This window comes from Desulfurispirillum indicum S5 (genome assembly GCF_000177635.2).
Taxonomy (GTDB): domain Bacteria; phylum Chrysiogenota; class Chrysiogenetes; order Chrysiogenales; family Chrysiogenaceae; genus Desulfurispirillum; species Desulfurispirillum indicum.
In genome coordinates this window covers 748,393-764,314 of sequence record NC_014836.1, presented here as the reverse complement: position 1 = coordinate 764,314, position 15,922 = coordinate 748,393, and the positions used below count along the sequence as shown (strand labels likewise).

Annotated in this window: 12 protein-coding genes; 7 read left to right on the top strand and 5 right to left on the bottom strand. The window is 57.2% G+C overall.

All coding sequences use genetic code 11. From position 1 onward, the window contains the following. Window positions 1–101: 101 nt before the first annotated feature. From alaS to glmU, 4 genes are read right to left on the bottom strand one after another with little or no spacing between them, the layout of a single operon-like run. Window positions 102–2,753 carry an alanine--tRNA ligase gene (gene alaS / locus SELIN_RS03685; protein WP_041725910.1) on the bottom strand — a complete coding sequence of 884 codons (2,652 nt, stop codon included), beginning with the start codon at window positions 2,751–2,753 and terminating at the stop codon, window positions 102–104. Window positions 2,754–2,813: 60 nt separating this feature from the next. Beyond that, window positions 2,814–3,062 carry a hypothetical protein gene (locus SELIN_RS03680; RefSeq protein ID WP_013505351.1) on the bottom strand — a complete coding sequence of 83 codons (249 nt, stop codon included), beginning with the start codon at window positions 3,060–3,062 and terminating at the stop codon, window positions 2,814–2,816. Further along, window positions 3,063–3,929 (bottom strand): pilus assembly FimT family protein, encoded by an 867-nt coding sequence (locus SELIN_RS03675; RefSeq protein ID WP_013505350.1) that lies wholly within the window; start codon window positions 3,927–3,929, stop codon window positions 3,063–3,065. A gap of 28 nt (window positions 3,930–3,957) precedes the next feature. Then, entirely contained in the window at window positions 3,958–5,346 is a 1,389-nt protein-coding gene (gene glmU, locus SELIN_RS03670; RefSeq protein ID WP_013505349.1) for a bifunctional UDP-N-acetylglucosamine diphosphorylase/glucosamine-1-phosphate N-acetyltransferase GlmU, read from the bottom strand. 175 nt (window positions 5,347–5,521) lie between these two features. Between glmU and SELIN_RS03665 the strand changes: the two genes are divergently transcribed. The 7 genes from SELIN_RS03665 to SELIN_RS03635 all read left to right on the top strand — a co-directional run bounded on the left by SELIN_RS03665 (window position 5,522) and on the right by SELIN_RS03635 (window position 13,151). Next, window positions 5,522–6,871, top strand: coding sequence for a UDP-glucose dehydrogenase family protein (locus SELIN_RS03665; protein WP_013505348.1), 1,350 nt, complete (start codon window positions 5,522–5,524; stop codon window positions 6,869–6,871). A gap of 79 nt (window positions 6,872–6,950) precedes the next feature. Then, window positions 6,951–8,057, top strand: a complete 1,107-nt coding sequence (locus SELIN_RS03660; protein ID WP_013505347.1) for a DegT/DnrJ/EryC1/StrS family aminotransferase — start codon at window positions 6,951–6,953, stop codon at window positions 8,055–8,057. Continuing rightward, entirely contained in the window at window positions 8,044–8,952 is a 909-nt protein-coding gene (locus SELIN_RS03655) for a Gfo/Idh/MocA family protein (protein WP_013505346.1), read from the top strand. The genes SELIN_RS03660 and SELIN_RS03655 overlap by 14 nt, the downstream gene beginning before the upstream one ends. Before the next feature lie 194 nt (window positions 8,953–9,146). Next, window positions 9,147–10,346 carry a NifS family cysteine desulfurase gene (locus tag SELIN_RS03650; protein WP_013505345.1) on the top strand — a complete coding sequence of 400 codons (1,200 nt, stop codon included), beginning with the start codon at window positions 9,147–9,149 and terminating at the stop codon, window positions 10,344–10,346. 37 nt (window positions 10,347–10,383) lie between these two features. Then, complete coding sequence (locus SELIN_RS03645; RefSeq protein WP_013505344.1) at window positions 10,384–11,349, top strand: iron-sulfur cluster assembly scaffold protein NifU; 966 nt, start codon at window positions 10,384–10,386, stop codon at window positions 11,347–11,349. 47 nt (window positions 11,350–11,396) lie between these two features. Further along, window positions 11,397–12,137, top strand: a complete 741-nt coding sequence (cysE, locus tag SELIN_RS03640) for a serine O-acetyltransferase (protein ID WP_013505343.1) — start codon at window positions 11,397–11,399, stop codon at window positions 12,135–12,137. A 21-nt stretch (window positions 12,138–12,158) separates the two neighbouring features. Beyond that, the gene (locus SELIN_RS03635; protein WP_013505342.1) at window positions 12,159–13,151 is read left to right on the top strand and encodes a radical SAM protein; all 993 of its coding nucleotides are present in this window, start codon (window positions 12,159–12,161) and stop codon (window positions 13,149–13,151) included. Here SELIN_RS03635 and SELIN_RS03630 read toward each other — a convergent pair. Next, entirely contained in the window at window positions 13,104–15,797 is a 2,694-nt protein-coding gene (locus SELIN_RS03630) for a PAS domain S-box protein (protein ID WP_013505341.1), read from the bottom strand. The two genes, SELIN_RS03635 and SELIN_RS03630, sit on opposite strands and share 48 nt — an antisense overlap. Window positions 15,798–15,922 lie beyond the last annotated feature (125 nt).

Below are 15,922 nucleotides of genomic sequence, written 5' to 3'. Positions count from 1 at the left end.
ACCTGACCGACAAAAATTCAAAGATAAGCTAACGTGAAACAAAGGAAAAAGCAACGGAATTTCCCAGGAAACTCCGCTACTCCCCTTGCCCCATCGAAGCGTCAGGATAATCCTGCCACCAGGTGCTCCCGCGCCTTCTGCAGGGCTTCAGCAATTTTGCCTGGCTCTCGGCCACCGGCCTGGGCAAAAGTCGGCTTGCCGCCACCGCCACCACCGCAGGTTGTCGCAAGAATCTTGACCAGATCACCGGCTCTGACCCTCTGGCTCAGTGCCTCACTGACACCCACCACGAAAAGTACCTTACCGTCCACCACGCTGGCCAGGGCGACAACCACCTCACCCAGCTGATGCTTGGCGCTGTCCACGATCTGCTTCAGCTCCTCGACACTTTTGCCCTCAAAGCTTTGCAGAAGCACCTTGACTCCGGAGACCTCCTCCACCTGCTCTTGCAGGGTTGAAGTTTCGCGGGCCGACATTTTTTCCTGCAGCTCGCGCTGCTGTTTCTCCAACTGCCGATTGCCTTCAAGCAGCTTCTCTATTTTGGCACACAGCTCTTCCGGACGGGTCTTGAGCATGCGGGCCGCATCGCCGACCGTCTTCTGCAGGTCGCGAACCACCTGCAGCGCGCCCGGCCCGGTAGTGGCCTCAATCCGGCGCACACCGGCGGCAATGGCCGACTCGGAGAGAATCTTGAACAGACCAATCTGCCCCGTGGCATCCACATGGGTCCCCCCGCACAGTTCCATGCTGTAGTCACCCATGGTGATCACCCGCACATCGTCACCGTACTTCTCATCAAAGAGCGCCGTCGCCCCACGGGCCACCGCGTCATCGAGAGTCATAAGCTCCTTGCGCACCGCATGGTTGGCCATAACCTGAGCATTGACCTGATCTTCAACCCCCTGCAATTCCTCGGGTGTCAGTCCCTTCCAGTGGGTGAAGTCAAAGCGCAGCTTGCCATCTTCCACCAGGGAGCCCGCCTGACGCACATGCTCCCCCACGGTGCTTTTAAGAGCCGCATGGAGCAGGTGGGTAGCAGAGTGGTTCAGGGTGATATTGCGGCGACGGCGGGAATTCACCGTCGCCGTCACAGCATCCCCGGCGCTGAATCTGCCCTGGCTGACCACACCGCGATGCAGGTGCAGACCACCAATGGATTTACGCACAGAGCGAACCTCGAAGATATCCCCACCATCGGTGGCAACCACCCCGGTATCAGCCACCTGGCCTCCGCTTTCCGCGTAGAAGGGTGTCTTATCGAGAAGGAGCCAGGCCTCCTCACCGGCACGCACCTGGGAAAGCGAGTTCTCCTGCAGATCAAGGAGACCAATCACACTCGCCTTGGCGCTCAGGAAATCGTAACCGCTGAACTCTTGCTGATGGCGGGATTCGATCAGACGAAGATCTTCGCTTGAGGTCACCGAGGCCACCGCTTTCCACGAAGCCCTGGCGCGAACCTTCTGCTCCTCCATGGCGGCATAGAATCCCGCCTCATCAACAGTGATGCCCCGGTCCTCCAGGATATCCACTGTCAGATCGAGGGGAAAACCATAGGTATCATAGAGCTTGAAGGCACTCTGGCCGTCAAGGGCAACCTGAGCGGACTTCTGCAGCCCGGCGACCATCTCCTCCAGGATTGCCAGACCATGATCAAGGGTGTTGGCAAAGCGCCGCTCTTCCTGATAGATGATCTCCTCCACCATGGCGCGATTCTTGACAATCTCGGGAAAGGCTTCGCCATAGTGTTCCTCCATCAGACAGACCAGGGAGTACATGTAGGGTTCTTTTTTTCCCAGCTGATTGGCGTGGCGCATGGCCCGGCGCATGATACGTCGCAGAACATAACCGCGCCCCTCATTGGAGGGAATGGCACCATCGCTGATCAGGAACGTGCTGGCCCGCAGGTGGTCGGCGATGACACGCATGGACACATCCTGATGGCTGGCCGATCGCGTATAGGTCATGCCGCAGTCCGCCGCAATCCGGTTCAGCAGTGGCAGAAACAGGTCAGTATGGTAATTGGATGTCTCACCCTGCACGACCGCCGCCAGGCGCTCAAGACCCATGCCCGTGTCAATGGAGGGTTTGGGCAGCGGAACCAGGGTGCCGTCGGGCTGGCGATCATACTGCATGAACACGAGGTTCCAGATCTCCAGATAGCGATCGCACTCACACTCCACCCCGCAGGGGCCACCTTCGGTGCAGGGCACATCGGGCCCCTGGTCGTAGTGAATTTCCGAGCAGGGGCCGCAGGGACCCGTCTCCCCCATCTGCCAGAAATTATCCTTTTCGCCACAGCGCAGAATCCGCTCGGCGGGCACTCCAATGTGGTCGCGCCAGATGGCGAGAGCCTCATCATCTTCGCGGAAGACGCTGACCCACAGACGACTCCGGTCGAGCTTCATGACCTCGGTGATAAACTCCCAGGCATACTCTATGGCCTCGCGTTTGAAATAGTCGCCAAAGCTGAAGTTCCCCAGCATCTCAAAAAACGTATGGTGACGTGCCGTGACGCCGACATTCTCAAGATCATTGTGTTTTCCTCCGGCCCGCACACACTTCTGCGCCGTCGCCGCACGGTTGTAGTCACGCTTCTCATTGCCGAGGAAAATATTCTTGAACTGATTCATCCCCGCGTTGGTGAAAAGGAGTGTCGGGTCATCAAAGGGGATCAGACCGCTGGATGCAACGACCTTATGCCCTTTCGACTCAAAATAGGACAGAAACTGTTGGCGAACCTGCTGTGCATTCATGGAATTGGTGTTCTCCTTGCTTGTGAGCATTCTGTATACGTAAAACCAGAAAAAATAGCGTTATTTCCCGGAACCGGCACCTTGGACATCAACTGCCTGCTGCACCGCGATCCCATGATCAGCGGCGTCATCAAGGGCACGGCGCAACACCTGGGCGCGCATGACCCGCTTGTGGGAACGATTCAGGAAAATCACCGGCTCGCCGCCAATGCGGCAGAAGCCTCCCGAGGTATTGCCGCGCAACTTTTCCGTGCGCACCTCTATGGACGCGTTGCGGGCAAGGGCGATCAACTGATCCAGGGTATCCATTCAGCCCTCCATGACCTGAGCGGATATCTCCACATGGCCGGTAAAGGCATTCACATGGATAAAGAGTCGCTCATCGCTGCGAGTATGGCGCAGCTGATAGCGCAGTGATGTATAGTAGCGCTGGTTGTGAAGCATATTATTGAAACCCTTTCCGGTCCAGGGTCGTCCCTGGGAGTCGAAGCGTACGCCATCAGTGACCGAAACCCCACTCTCCTGCACAAAGACCACAGGGGAGTCCGGCTTGTCAAGGAAATAGGCCAGGGGCTGCCCATAACCATGGTAGCCCGCTACATGGTGCTCAACACCACCATGGTGGCGGAAGCGGAAACACCCCTGTCCATCGCCACAGGGACTGAAATAGTAGCGCCTATCGCGAAGCGCGTTGGTTCCGCTCTGGCCATCATAGAGACTGCGAGTCATGGCCATGTGCCTGGTCTGCCGCAGTCCTTCGGCAACCTGCTCAGCCGCCAGGTGAAGCTCCACGGAAGAATTATCCATCAGCCGCGGCACAGCAATCGCCCCCAACATGCCAAGGATCAGCATTACCAGCAGAACCTCCAGCAGGCTAAAACCATGCCAGCGGTTGCGGCGCTTCCTGGGGGAAGCGGCATCCTCCTCCTGAGCCTGCTGAAGTTTGCGTCGCATGCGATGACCAGTGATCAGCATAATAATAATGGCCACAAAAATCAGCAGCACCGGAACCAGGGACTCTATCGCCTGCTGCGGCGTGAACGACCCCTCCACCGCATCCCGGTCTGCCTGCTGCTCCTGCTGCTGCATCTGATGCCTGAACATCAGAATGGCACCGGCATCATCCAGCACATCGTTCTCCCGGGTCGTCCCTTCACCTTCTGATAGTTTTCCCATAACGCTCCCGACCCCGATCAGAAATACGTCATTTCTTCTGTTTCTGCCGACGAAAGCGGGTCGCCCAGCCCTCAACGACTTTCTGTTCGTTGCGGCTGATCACAAGGCTTTCCGCCGGCACATCCCGCGTCACCGTTGTGCCAGCTGCCACCATGGCATTGCGCCCGACCCGAACCGGTGCCACCAGCTGCGTATCACTGCCCACAAAGACGCCATCCTCAAGAACCGTCACGTGCTTGTCAAAACCATCGTAATTACAGGTAATGGTTCCGCAGCCAATATTCACATCACAGCCGACGGTTGCGTCTCCGATATAGGTAAGGTGCGAGGCCTTTGACCTGGCTCCCACAGTAGCCTTCTTGATCTCAACAAAATTCCCGATCTTCACCTCTTCGGCCAGAACCGACTGGGGACGCAGGTGAGCATAGGGACCGAGCGATGAGTGAGCGCCCACCGAAGCCTCTTCCAGGTAGCAGCCATCTTTCAGGGTGCAGCCATCCCCAAGGGAAGAGGCAATCAGGGTGCACCCCTGACGAATCAGACAATTCCTGCCAACACGTGTGCCCTTTTCCAGGTAGACATTGGGGTAAATAACCGTATCGACACCCACCTGCACATCGGTTTCAATATAGGTACTGCGCGGATCGAGAATACTGACTCCCTCGTCCATGAGGCGACGGCAGGTGCGTTCATACAGCAACTGTCCCGCCTGGGCCAGCTCTGCGCGAGAGTTGACCCCCAGGGTTTTGGTGAAATCTCCGGTCACCAGCGCTTCCACCGGAAGCCCACGGGCCACCGCGATGGAAACGATATCGGGCAGATAGTACTCTCCCTGGGCATTATCACTGCCCACAGCAGGCAAGGCCTCCGCCAGGAAAGAGCGCTGAACCGCGTAAATACCACTGTTGACCTCATTGATGGCCCTTTGCCCGACAGTGGCATCCCTGGCCTCGACAATGGCGATTACGCGCCCCTGGCCATCGCGCACAATGCGCCCGTAACTGCCGGGCTGATCTATCTGTGCCGAAAGGATGGAAACCACGCTGCCCTGCTGGCGATGCTGCTCAAAGAACTCCCGCAACAACTCCTGATCCACCAGCGGAGTATCGCCGCACAGGATAAGGACATCACGGCACTCCCCACGCAAAGCGGGCAGTGCCGCTTCCACCGCCTTGGCGGTTCCGTTGAGCACCTCCTGCCGCGCAAAGGTAAGGTCAGTACCATCCGCCCCCAGGCGCTCTGGCAGCAGCTCACCGCCATGGCCATACACCACGACAATCTGCGCGGCTCCGGCACCCCTGGCCGCGTCGATGACATGGGCCACCATGGCCTTTCCTGCAACCGGATGCAGCACCTTGGGAAGCTCGGATTTCATACGGGTGCCCTTGCCGGCAGCCAGGATAATGGCAGACAACACATGGTCCTCCTGAAAAGAAAATTCATACCGATTTCGCCTGTCCAGACCGCCGCGCACCTTGTGAAAAAAATCGCGGAAACAGTGGACATTTGCAGGTACTTATATATAATTTGAGGCCTCATTGCAATGAACAGCATCGGCAATGGGAGAGACTTTCACCACAGAAGGGAAGCGCATGAAAATTGCGGTCATTGGAAGCGGTTACGTCGGCCTGGTGGCAGCCACCTGCTTTGCCGAAACCGGAAATCACGTCATCTGCGTTGATATTGACGAACAGAAGATTGAAAACCTGAAAAAAGGCATCATCCCCATATACGAGCCGGGCCTTGAGCCCATGATCCAGAAAAATGTCGAAGACAGGCGTCTGTTCTTCACCACCAACCTCCCCGAAGCGGTTGCCGAATCCCTGGTACTCTTTATCGCCGTGGGAACTCCCTCAGGCGAAGACGGCAGCGCCGACCTGCAGTATGTCCTGGCTGTCGCCCGCTCCATCGGCCTGTGCATGGACAGCTATAAAATCATCGTGGACAAATCCACGGTTCCCGTTGGCACCGCAGAAAAAGTTCAGGCCGCCATAGCCCAGGCCCTGCAGGAGCGCGGAGTCGATATTGAGTTTGATGTCGTCTCCAACCCCGAATTCCTCAAGGAAGGGGCCGCCATCGACGACTTCATGAAACCCGACCGGGTCGTCATCGGCGCGGAGAACGTGCGCACCCTGGAGATCATGAAGGAACTCTACTCCCCTTTCATGATGCGCCAGTCCCGCATCATCACCATGGACGTGCGCTCGGCGGAGATGACCAAGTACGCCGCCAACGCCATGCTGGCCACCCGCATCTCCTTTATGAATGAAATCGCCAACCTGTGCGACCTGGTGGGTGCCGACGTGTCGTCGGTACGCGAAGGCATCGGCTCCGACAGCCGCATCGGGCACAGCTTTCTCTATCCGGGCGTCGGATACGGCGGCAGCTGCTTCCCCAAGGACGTCAAGGCCATCATGCGCACCGCCCGCGAACACGGCATGAAACTGCAGGTGCTCGACGCCGTGGAAGAGGTGAACAAGAGACAAAAGGAAGTGCTGGTGGATAAAGTCCTGAACCACTACAACACCAGCGCGGTGGCCGGAGCACTGAAGGGCAGGCACTTTGCCGTATGGGGCCTCTCCTTCAAGGCCAATACCGATGATATGCGTGAATCCAGCAGCATCGTTATCATCCGCGAACTGCTGCGCCTTGGTGCAACCATCTGCGCCTATGATCCGGAAGCCATGGACGAGGCCCGTAAAATCTTCGGCGATGCCATTCACTACGCCGCAGGCCAGTATGAAACTCTGGAAAATGCTGACGGACTGCTGATCATCACCGAGTGGAACGAGTTCCGCCGTCCCGACTTTGAACGCATAAAGCAATCCCTTAAAGAACCCTTTATCGCCGACGGACGCAACCTGTATTCGCCGGAAAAGATGCAGCAGATGGGCTTCACCTATCGCTGCATTGGCCGCGATCGCACGCCGTCCGGAAAGTAACACTTTCCATTGACAAACAATCGCGAAAGCATGAAGCTGAATTTGAAACAGAAAACATCAAACCGTCTGGCGAGGTCATATGCAGATTGAATTCATTAATGTCAAAGCACAGTATCAGGCGTATCAACAGGAGATTGACGCCGCCATGGCAGCCGTCACCTCCTCAGGCCAGTTCATCTTCGGCCCGGTGATCAGTCAGCTGGAAAAGGACATGGCCACCTATACCGGCGCCCGCCACTGCGCCACCTGCGCCAGCGGCACCGATGCCATACTGCTGGCCCTGATGGCCATTGGCGTTGGCCCCGGCGATGAGGTAATCACGACCCCCTTCACGTTTGTGGCCACCGTGGAAACCGTAGCATTCCTTGGCGCCAGGCCCGTCTTTGTCGATATCGACTCCGTCACCTACAACATTGACCCGGCAGCCATTGAAGCGAAGATAACTCCTCGTACGAAAGCGATCCTCCCGGTCAGCCTCTACGGGCAGCCTGCAGACATGGACGAAATCAACGCCATCGCCGAAAAGCACGGTCTGCAGGTCATTGAAGATGCCGCCCAGAGCTTCGGCGCCAGCTATAAGGGGAAAAAGAGTGGGCACCTCAGCCATATCGGCGTCACCAGCTTTTTCCCCTCCAAACCCCTGGGATGCTTCGGCGACGGGGGAGCTCTGTTCTGCGACGACGACGAACTGCAGGAGAAGCTCCTCTCCCTGCGCAACCACGGACAGGGGGAGCGCTACGCTTATAAATACATCGGCATCAACAGTCGCCTGGATGCCCTGCAAGCAGCGGTACTCAGCGTGAAGCTGCGTTACCTTGACCAGGAAATGCAGCGCCGCGAAACCCTGCGCCAACGCTATGACAACGGCCTCTCAGGACTCAATGACATCGTGGTGCCCCGGGTGAAGGCCGATCGCACAACTGCCTGCGCGCAGTACTCCATCCGCTGCGACAATCGCCAGAAGCTCATCGACCATCTGACGAGCCGCAAAATCCCCACCGCCGTGCACTACCCCATCCCCCTGCATCTACAGGAAGCCTACGCCTACCTGGGCTATCGCCAGGGAGACTTCCCGGTCAGCGAAGCCACCGGACAGCAGATCATGAGCCTGCCCTTCAGCGCCTTCCTGCAGGAGGACGAACAGGACGTAATTATCGAGGCGGTGAAAACCTATGCCAAACAGTAAGAAACTGCGCGTTGCCATCATCGGACTCGGTGTCATGGGGAAAAACCACCTGCGCGTGCTGAGCGACCTGCCCCAGGTGGACGTATGCGGACTGTGCGACACGGCCCTGCAGGAGCACGAAGGTCAGCCCGTCTATAAAGATCTCGACCAGATGCTGGCCAATGTCGAACTGGACGCCGCCATCATCGCCGTTCCCACCTACCTGCACCATGAAGTGGCCCTCAAGTGCATTGACAGGGGGCTGCACCTGTTCATCGAAAAACCGGTGGCCTCCACCGTCGAAGATGCCCGCGCCCTGGAGAAAGCCATCCCGCCCCATATTAAGGCCGTCGTCGGCCATGTGGAGCGTTCCAACCCCGTCGTCAAAGCGCTGAAGAAAGAGCTGGAGGGCAAGGAAATCTACAGTATCGCCATCACCCGCGTTGGTCCCTTTCCACCGCGCATCGCCGATGTGGGCATCCTCACCGACCTGGCCGTTCACGATGTTGACCTCATTCGCTTTATTACGCAGCGGGAGATCCGCAAGCGACATATCTTCTCCTCCAAGAAAATCCACGACCACCACGAGGACAACGCCATACTCTCCTTCGAGCTGGAGGGCGACATGGTTGCCAGTATCATCACCAACTGGCTGACCCCCTACAAAAAGCGCAAAATTGAAGTCGCCACCTCCGAAGGCTACTTTGAAGCTGACCTTATCCACCAGCAGATGAAGGAATTTTCCTCCTATCGCACCAACCACTCCTATCTGGTGCGCGACTGCATCGTCTTCAAGGGTGAACCCCTGCGCCATGAGCTGCAGGACTTCTGCGACTACTGCCTCCACGACCGCTGGTCGCCACACCTGGCAACAGTCAGCGACAGCATCAGGACCCTGGAGCTGGTCGCCCGCTAAAAACCAGAAAAATACACCTCTCGAGTCCTTTCGGGTGAGATCCTGCATCTCACCCGTTTCTTTTTGCCCTTGGTAAACAATCAACAGAAAGCGGTTGAAAAAAGCCCCAAAACATGCCAGATTGTTTCGTCTCGATTGTCGACAATCCAGTCCAGCATTGTAGGCTTTGACGGTAGAGAGAGAAAGGTAACAGCATGGAACGCATTTATCTGGACAACAACGCAACCACCATAGTCGATCCGAAAGTCTTTCAGGTAATGGAACCCTACTTTGTGCAGATGTATGGCAACCCGAACTCCCTGCACTCCTTTGGCTCGGAAGTAAAACCTGCTCTGGCCCAGGCAATGGAACAGCTGTATGCCGGCATCAATGCCTCTGACGAAGACGACATTATCGTCAACAGCTGCGCCACCGAAGGCAACAACACCGTCATCATGAGCGCGTACTACGACCTCATTCGCAATGGCGACAAAAACCATATCATCACCTCATCAGTGGAACACCCCGCCGTGGGTGAAACCTGCCGCTTTCTGGAGAGCCTCGGCGTGGAGGTCACCTACCTGCCGGTCAATCAGGAGGGAATCGTCAGCGTTGAAGACGTCAAGGCCGCTATCACTCCGCGCACTGCTCTGGCATCCATCATGTGGGCCAATAACGAAACGGGAATGATCTTCCCCATCAAGGAGATCGCCTACGCCTGCAGAAACCGCGGCGTGCTCTTTCACACCGACGCGGTTCAGGCCATCGGCAAGCTGCAGGTCAATGTACAGGACGTCCCCGTCGACTACCTGACCTTCAGCGCCCACAAGTTCCACGGCCCCAAAGGGGTAGGTGGCCTCTACATCCGTGAAGGCGTACCCATGGTTCCCCTGCTCCATGGCGGTGAGCACATGGGCGGACTGCGCTCAGGAACCGTCAATGTGGCAGGCATGGTCGGCATGGGCATGGCCATGGAACTGGCCGTGGAAAACCTCGGATACGAAATCCGCGAAGTCCGCCGCCTGCGGGACAAACTGGAAGACGCCCTGCTGGCCCTGCCCGATATCATCGTCGTGGGCAGCCGCTCTCAGCGCACCCCCAACACCATCCTGGCCAGTATACGCGGAGTAGAAGGTGAAGCCCTGATCTGGGATCTCAACCGCCACGGCATCGCGGTTTCCACGGGCAGCGCCTGTGCTTCAGAGTCCCTGGAAGCCAATCCCATCATCTCCGCCATTGGCGCCGACAAGGATCTGGCTCACACGGGTGTCCGCTTCAGCCTCAGCCGCTTTACCACGGAGCAGGAGATAGACAAGGTCATCGCCCTCCTGCCCAAGGTCATCGGACGCCTGCGCGACATCTCGTCAACCTACGCAACCCCCGGCCCGGCCTGCCAGATGCCGGAGCCGCAATAGCAAAAAGACTTCCTACAGAATAAAAGGTGGAACAGACATGGCCAAAAAAGACTTACTCGGTGGATCCCTGTGGAGTGAATACTCCCAGGAAGTCAACCGCCGCATGGCAGATCCAAAGCATCGTGGCGATATCACAGAGGTTCAGGCACTGAAAATGGGCGGCAAGCTCATCGTCGCCGACTATGGCGCTGAATCCTGTGGTGATGCCGTACGCCTCTACTGGGTCATTGACCCGACCACTCACCGCATCCTCGACTGCCGTTTTAAAAGCTTTGGCTGCGGAACGGCCATCGCCTCCAGTGATGTCATGGCGGAACTGTGTATCGGCAAGACCGTTGACGAAGCCATTAAAATTACCAACATTGATGTGGAAATGGCCCTGCGCGACGACCCTGAAATTCCGGCAGTTCCTCCCCAGAAAATGCACTGCAGCGTCATGGCCTACGACGTCATCAAGCGCGCAGCCGCTATCTACAAACAGGTGGATGAAGCCAGCCTGGAAGAGGAAGTCATCGTCTGCGAGTGCGCCCGCGTCTCCCTGGGCACCATTGAAGAAGTCATCCGCATCAATAACCTCAAAACCGTAGAGGCGATCACCGACTACACCAAAGCCGGAGCCTTCTGCAAATCCTGCATCCAGCCGGGTGGTCATGAGAAGCGCGAGCACTACCTGGTGGATATACTCAAGCGGGTACGCGCGGAAATGGACGCCGAGCAGATCAAAGAGCAGGCCTCAGCCACTGACTTCAAGGCCATGTCGCTGGTCGGCAAAATCAAGGCCATCGACGAAGCACTGACCGCCCATGTCAAGCCTATGCTGGCACGGGATGGCGGCAGCGTCGAACTGGTGGACATCAAGGAAGGTGATAACGAGATCCTCGTTTTCATTCAGTATTCAGGTGCCTGCGCTGGCTGTGCCAGCAGCAACACCGGTACCTTGCAGGCAATTCTGGGGATACTGCGTGAAAAACTGGATGAGCGCATCATGGTAGTTCCCGTTTAGGCAAAAAGGACACAGACCAACGTACAGAGCACGAGGATAGAATCAATATGGGACTGATCAGAGCATTGCGGCATATGAAAGAGGATATCGACTCGGTTTTCAGTCGGGACCCTGCTGCCCGCAACAGCATTGAGGTCATTCTGTGCTACCCCGGGCTGCATGCCATCTGGATGCACCGGGTTTCGCACTGGTTCTGGCAGCGCCGGCTCTTCCTGACCGCCCGCCTGCACTCCCACCTGGCACGCTTTCTCACCGGCATTGAAATTCACCCCGGTGCCCGCATCGGACGCCGGTTCTTTATCGACCACGGTATGGGAGTGGTCATTGGCGAAACAGCGGAAATCGGCGATGACGTCACTCTCTATCATCAGGTCACCCTGGGGGGCACCAGCTGGGCGAAAGAAAAGCGACACCCGACCCTGGAGGATGGGGTGGTTATCGGTTCTGGCGCAAAAATCCTGGGACCCTTCACCGTGGGAGCGGGAGCAAAAATCGGCTCAAACAGCGTTGTGGTTCGCGCGGTCAGCCCGGGCAGCACCGTCGTGGGCATTCCCGGCAAGGAAATCCCTGGCCAGAAAGCAAAAGATGAGCCACGCGGCGATTCGAGCCGCGACAGCGAAACCTTCCAGAAGCAGGTGCGAATATCCCTGCAGCATGACGATATGCCAGATCCCGTCGCCAAGGTCTTCAACTGCCTGATTGACCGCATCAACACCCTGGAAGCGGAAATCAAAGAACTGCGCAAGACCACCCGCAAGCAGGAAGATAAAGACTATACTGCCGGCTGATTCGCCTATGGGAGCACGTCTGTGATCATTCCCGTCTTTCTTCCCATGCAGGGATGTTCCAGCAGCTGCGTCTTCTGTGATCAGCATGCGATAACCGCGACACCAGCTCCGAGCCCCATCGACGTGGAAACACTGGTGAAAAGCCGCAACCCTGACGGCCAACCGGCCCAGCTCGCCTTCTACGGCGGCTCTTTTACCGCCCTGCCCCGGATGCGCCTCAAGGAGTATGTCGATACTGCCAGGCGCCTGCGCTCTGAAGGGCTTATCACGGGATTTCGCTGCTCCACCCGCCCCGACGCCATACATCACGAAGTGCTGGATATCCTGCAGCAGGGCGGCTGTGAAGCCATTGAGCTGGGAGTACAGTCAACGGATATCCGGGTACAGCAGCAGTCCGGCCGTATCCCCACCGACATGGATCAGCTGCACAGAGTTGTTGCAGCACTCCACCAGCGCAGCTGGCAGAGCGTCATTCAGCTTATGCCCGGCTTGCCGGGGGAGGATCAGGCCAGCTTTCTGCGGACCATCACTGACACCATCGCACTCTCCCCCCATGGGGTACGCCTCTATCCCACCCTGGTGCTTCGCGGCACCACCCTGCACACGATGTATGAAAGTGGCCACTACACGCCCCTTGACCTGGAACAGGCCATCCAGATGTGCTCCCGGGCCGTGTCCCGCTTCCGGGAACGCGGTATTCATATCGTTCGCATGGGGCTGCAGGACGGAGACTCCCTGCGCGAGACCATTGTGGCAGGGCCCTGGCACCCGGCCTTTGGAGAGCTGGTGGAATCGCGGCTCTGCCTGCAGGCGCTCCTTCCCTACAGGGAATCAGCGGTCGCGCTGCGCGCGCACCCGCGCCTGCGCAGCAAAATTGCCGGGCACAAGCGGCAGAACCTCACTGCACTGCAGTGGCAGGCACTCCCATTTGAGATGGATGAACAGCTTGGGATAAAAGAAGTAAGCTTACTCCTCGACAGCGGACAGTGGATCAGCCTGCCCCTGAACTGGTGAGAGCTGGCCTGGCAGTCTTATCTCAAAACAGGCGCCATCGCCTTCATTGAAGGCCCGTATGCTGCCGTGCATCTTCTCCACGATCAGTCGACTCATCCACAGGCCGATTCCGGAGCCCTTCTCACCTTTGGAAGAGATAAATGCTTCAAAAAGCTTCTCCGGCAAAAGCTCTTCAGGAATTCCTCCTCCATTATCACATACGGCAACCGCGACCCGAGGTCCGTCCAGTGAAACCCTCACCAGAATCTCCGGCTGCGCCACATGACGCTCATCAAAGGCGTCGCAGGCATTGTTAATCAGATTGAGCACCACCTGCTTGAACTCACCTGGGTAACCTATGGCCAACTGTGAAGCGCTGTTCTCCACGCGCACAGTGATATTCTGATTCATCAGACGCAGCTTGAGCAGATTCTGGACCTGGACAACCGAAGCCACCACATCAAAAGCGACAGCCTGGCGCGAAGGGATGAAAAACGTGCGGAAATCCTCGATGGTCTGCCCCATGAAGGCAATCTGCTGCAATATGGTTGCGATGGAGTCGCTGAGCTCTCCGTGACTGAGCTCATCGTGTTCGTACATGTCCACAACACCCTGGGCTATAACCGATATCGTGCTGAGAGGCTGATTCCACTGGTGAGCGATGGCGCCAATCATGCTTCCCAGCTCCGCCATCTTGGCCTGCTGTATGACAATGGCACACTGCTGCTCGCGCTCCTGCTGCAGGCGGTAGACCTCCGTCATGTCCCGCCAGACCACCAGCAGCTCACGGCACTCACCCCTGGTGATCGGCGTCAGAACAACCTCCAGAATAACTTCTGCGCCCAGTTTGTGCAGGTGCACCCATTCAAAACGCGTCATCTCCTGGCAGAAAGCCTGCTGCAGAATCCCGAACATCTTCTGCCCACTGGACTCACTCAGCAAAGGCTGCTGATCTGGCGAGATCTCAGCCGGCGAACGGCCGATAATTTCCTCCGGTGTATAGCCAAGGATATGCGCCCCCATGGGATTGCATTCCACAAAGATCCCCTGCTCGCTGAGAATAAGAATACCCTCAGGGCTCTTCTCAAAGAGCACCTGAAAGTTCGTCTCGCTTTGCGTGCGGCTGCGCACTTCCGCTTCGACACGCTTACTCAGCTGCTGATTAAACTCCAGCAGAATTTTCTCCGCTTCTTTGCGCGCCGAGACATCCGTGATAAAGCCCTCAAGGGCGACGAGATTCCCCTGGGAATCGTAGACACCACGCCCCTGCTCCCAGACCCACCTTTCCTGCTTATCGGCAGTGGTGATGCGGTACTCGTGACGGAAAACTCCACGTTCCTTCAGGACATCACTCCACTTGCGACTGATGGCATCACGCTCCCCGGGGTGAATTATATCGTTAAAGGAAATCACCCTGTTCAGCACCAGGTCGCCTGCGGCATACCCCGTCAGCTCCTGGCACCCTTCACTGACAAACTCCATGGTCCAGTGCTCATCGTTACGACAGCGATAGGCGATCCCCGGCAGGTTCGACATCAGCGAGCTGAGCTGTCGACGACTTTCGGCCAGCGCCTCTTCTGCCCTTTTGCGTTCGCAGATAACACTATTGAACTGGTCGTTGAGAATGGCGAACTCATCGTCGCCGGTGATAATGCGGCGGGGCACAAAGGCGTCGCAGGTAGCCTCCTGGAAGTAGCGCGCCAGATTGCTGGTTCTGCGGGAAAGGGCGCGCAAAAAGCGCAGCAGCACAATAAGTGACAGCACAAGCACCAGCAGCCCGACGGCAATGCCCGCGTTACGCAGCGGGTAAATTGGCTCGTAGAAGCTGTGGTGGGGCGTAAAGAGCACCAGCCGCCAGCCTGTTTCCGGAATATCCATGGAAGAGAGGAAGACCACCGTCCCACCGGGAGCCGTCAGATAACCGTTTTCCCTGAGTGGGAGATACTCCGATCTCCACAGGTGTTCATAGCGTGGCTGAAGGCGTGAGGCAGTAATTGGCTGTTGATGACGGTCATAGAGCACCAGCTCCGCTCCCTCCGGCAGTTCCACCGTACTCAAAATGCGCTGCAATTGCCCGAGGGAAACATCTATGGCCATAACACCAAGGTGGCTGCTGTTCTCAAGGTCACTGACCGCCACCACCGCTGAAATCTGGGAGATACCGGTGATAATTTCCGGATAGAGATCTGTCCAGCCAACTTCGCCGGGATTCTCCATGGCCTTTTTATACCAGGGACGCTCATACATGTTAAAATCGGGCGGCAATGGGGTATCGTCGGGCAGGAGTGTTACCTCGCCTGTAGTGGTATTGCCAAAGTAGACAAAGAACACATCGTCGGTAAAATCAAGCAGGGCCTGCCAGCGATTCAGAAGCTCCGGGGGAAAATTTCCGCTGTGTATCGCCCCGTGAAGTGCGCTATCATTGGAAAGGGTATCCAGATAGTGCAGGCGCGTGGCAACCCAGGGGGTGATGGATGAGGAGACCACCGTTGACAAAAGATCGTCAGTCGCATTCAACTGCTGCCGCAGCATATGCTCCTTCATAAAGGAGTGGGAAAACAGTGCCAGCCCGACCGTCGTCAGAAACACCAGCAAGATCAGCAGCAGCAGTGTGCGTATACGGGAAAAAGGCGAACTGTATCTGATTACCGACAGATCCGAAGCCATCAACGTTCCCTCCACCCAAAGATACGGTCACAATTAAAAATATGCACCTGAAATGTACACTCACGCCACACTCTTGACAAGACAAACTGAGAACCACTCACGCACCCTGGCCACCTTACTGTGTA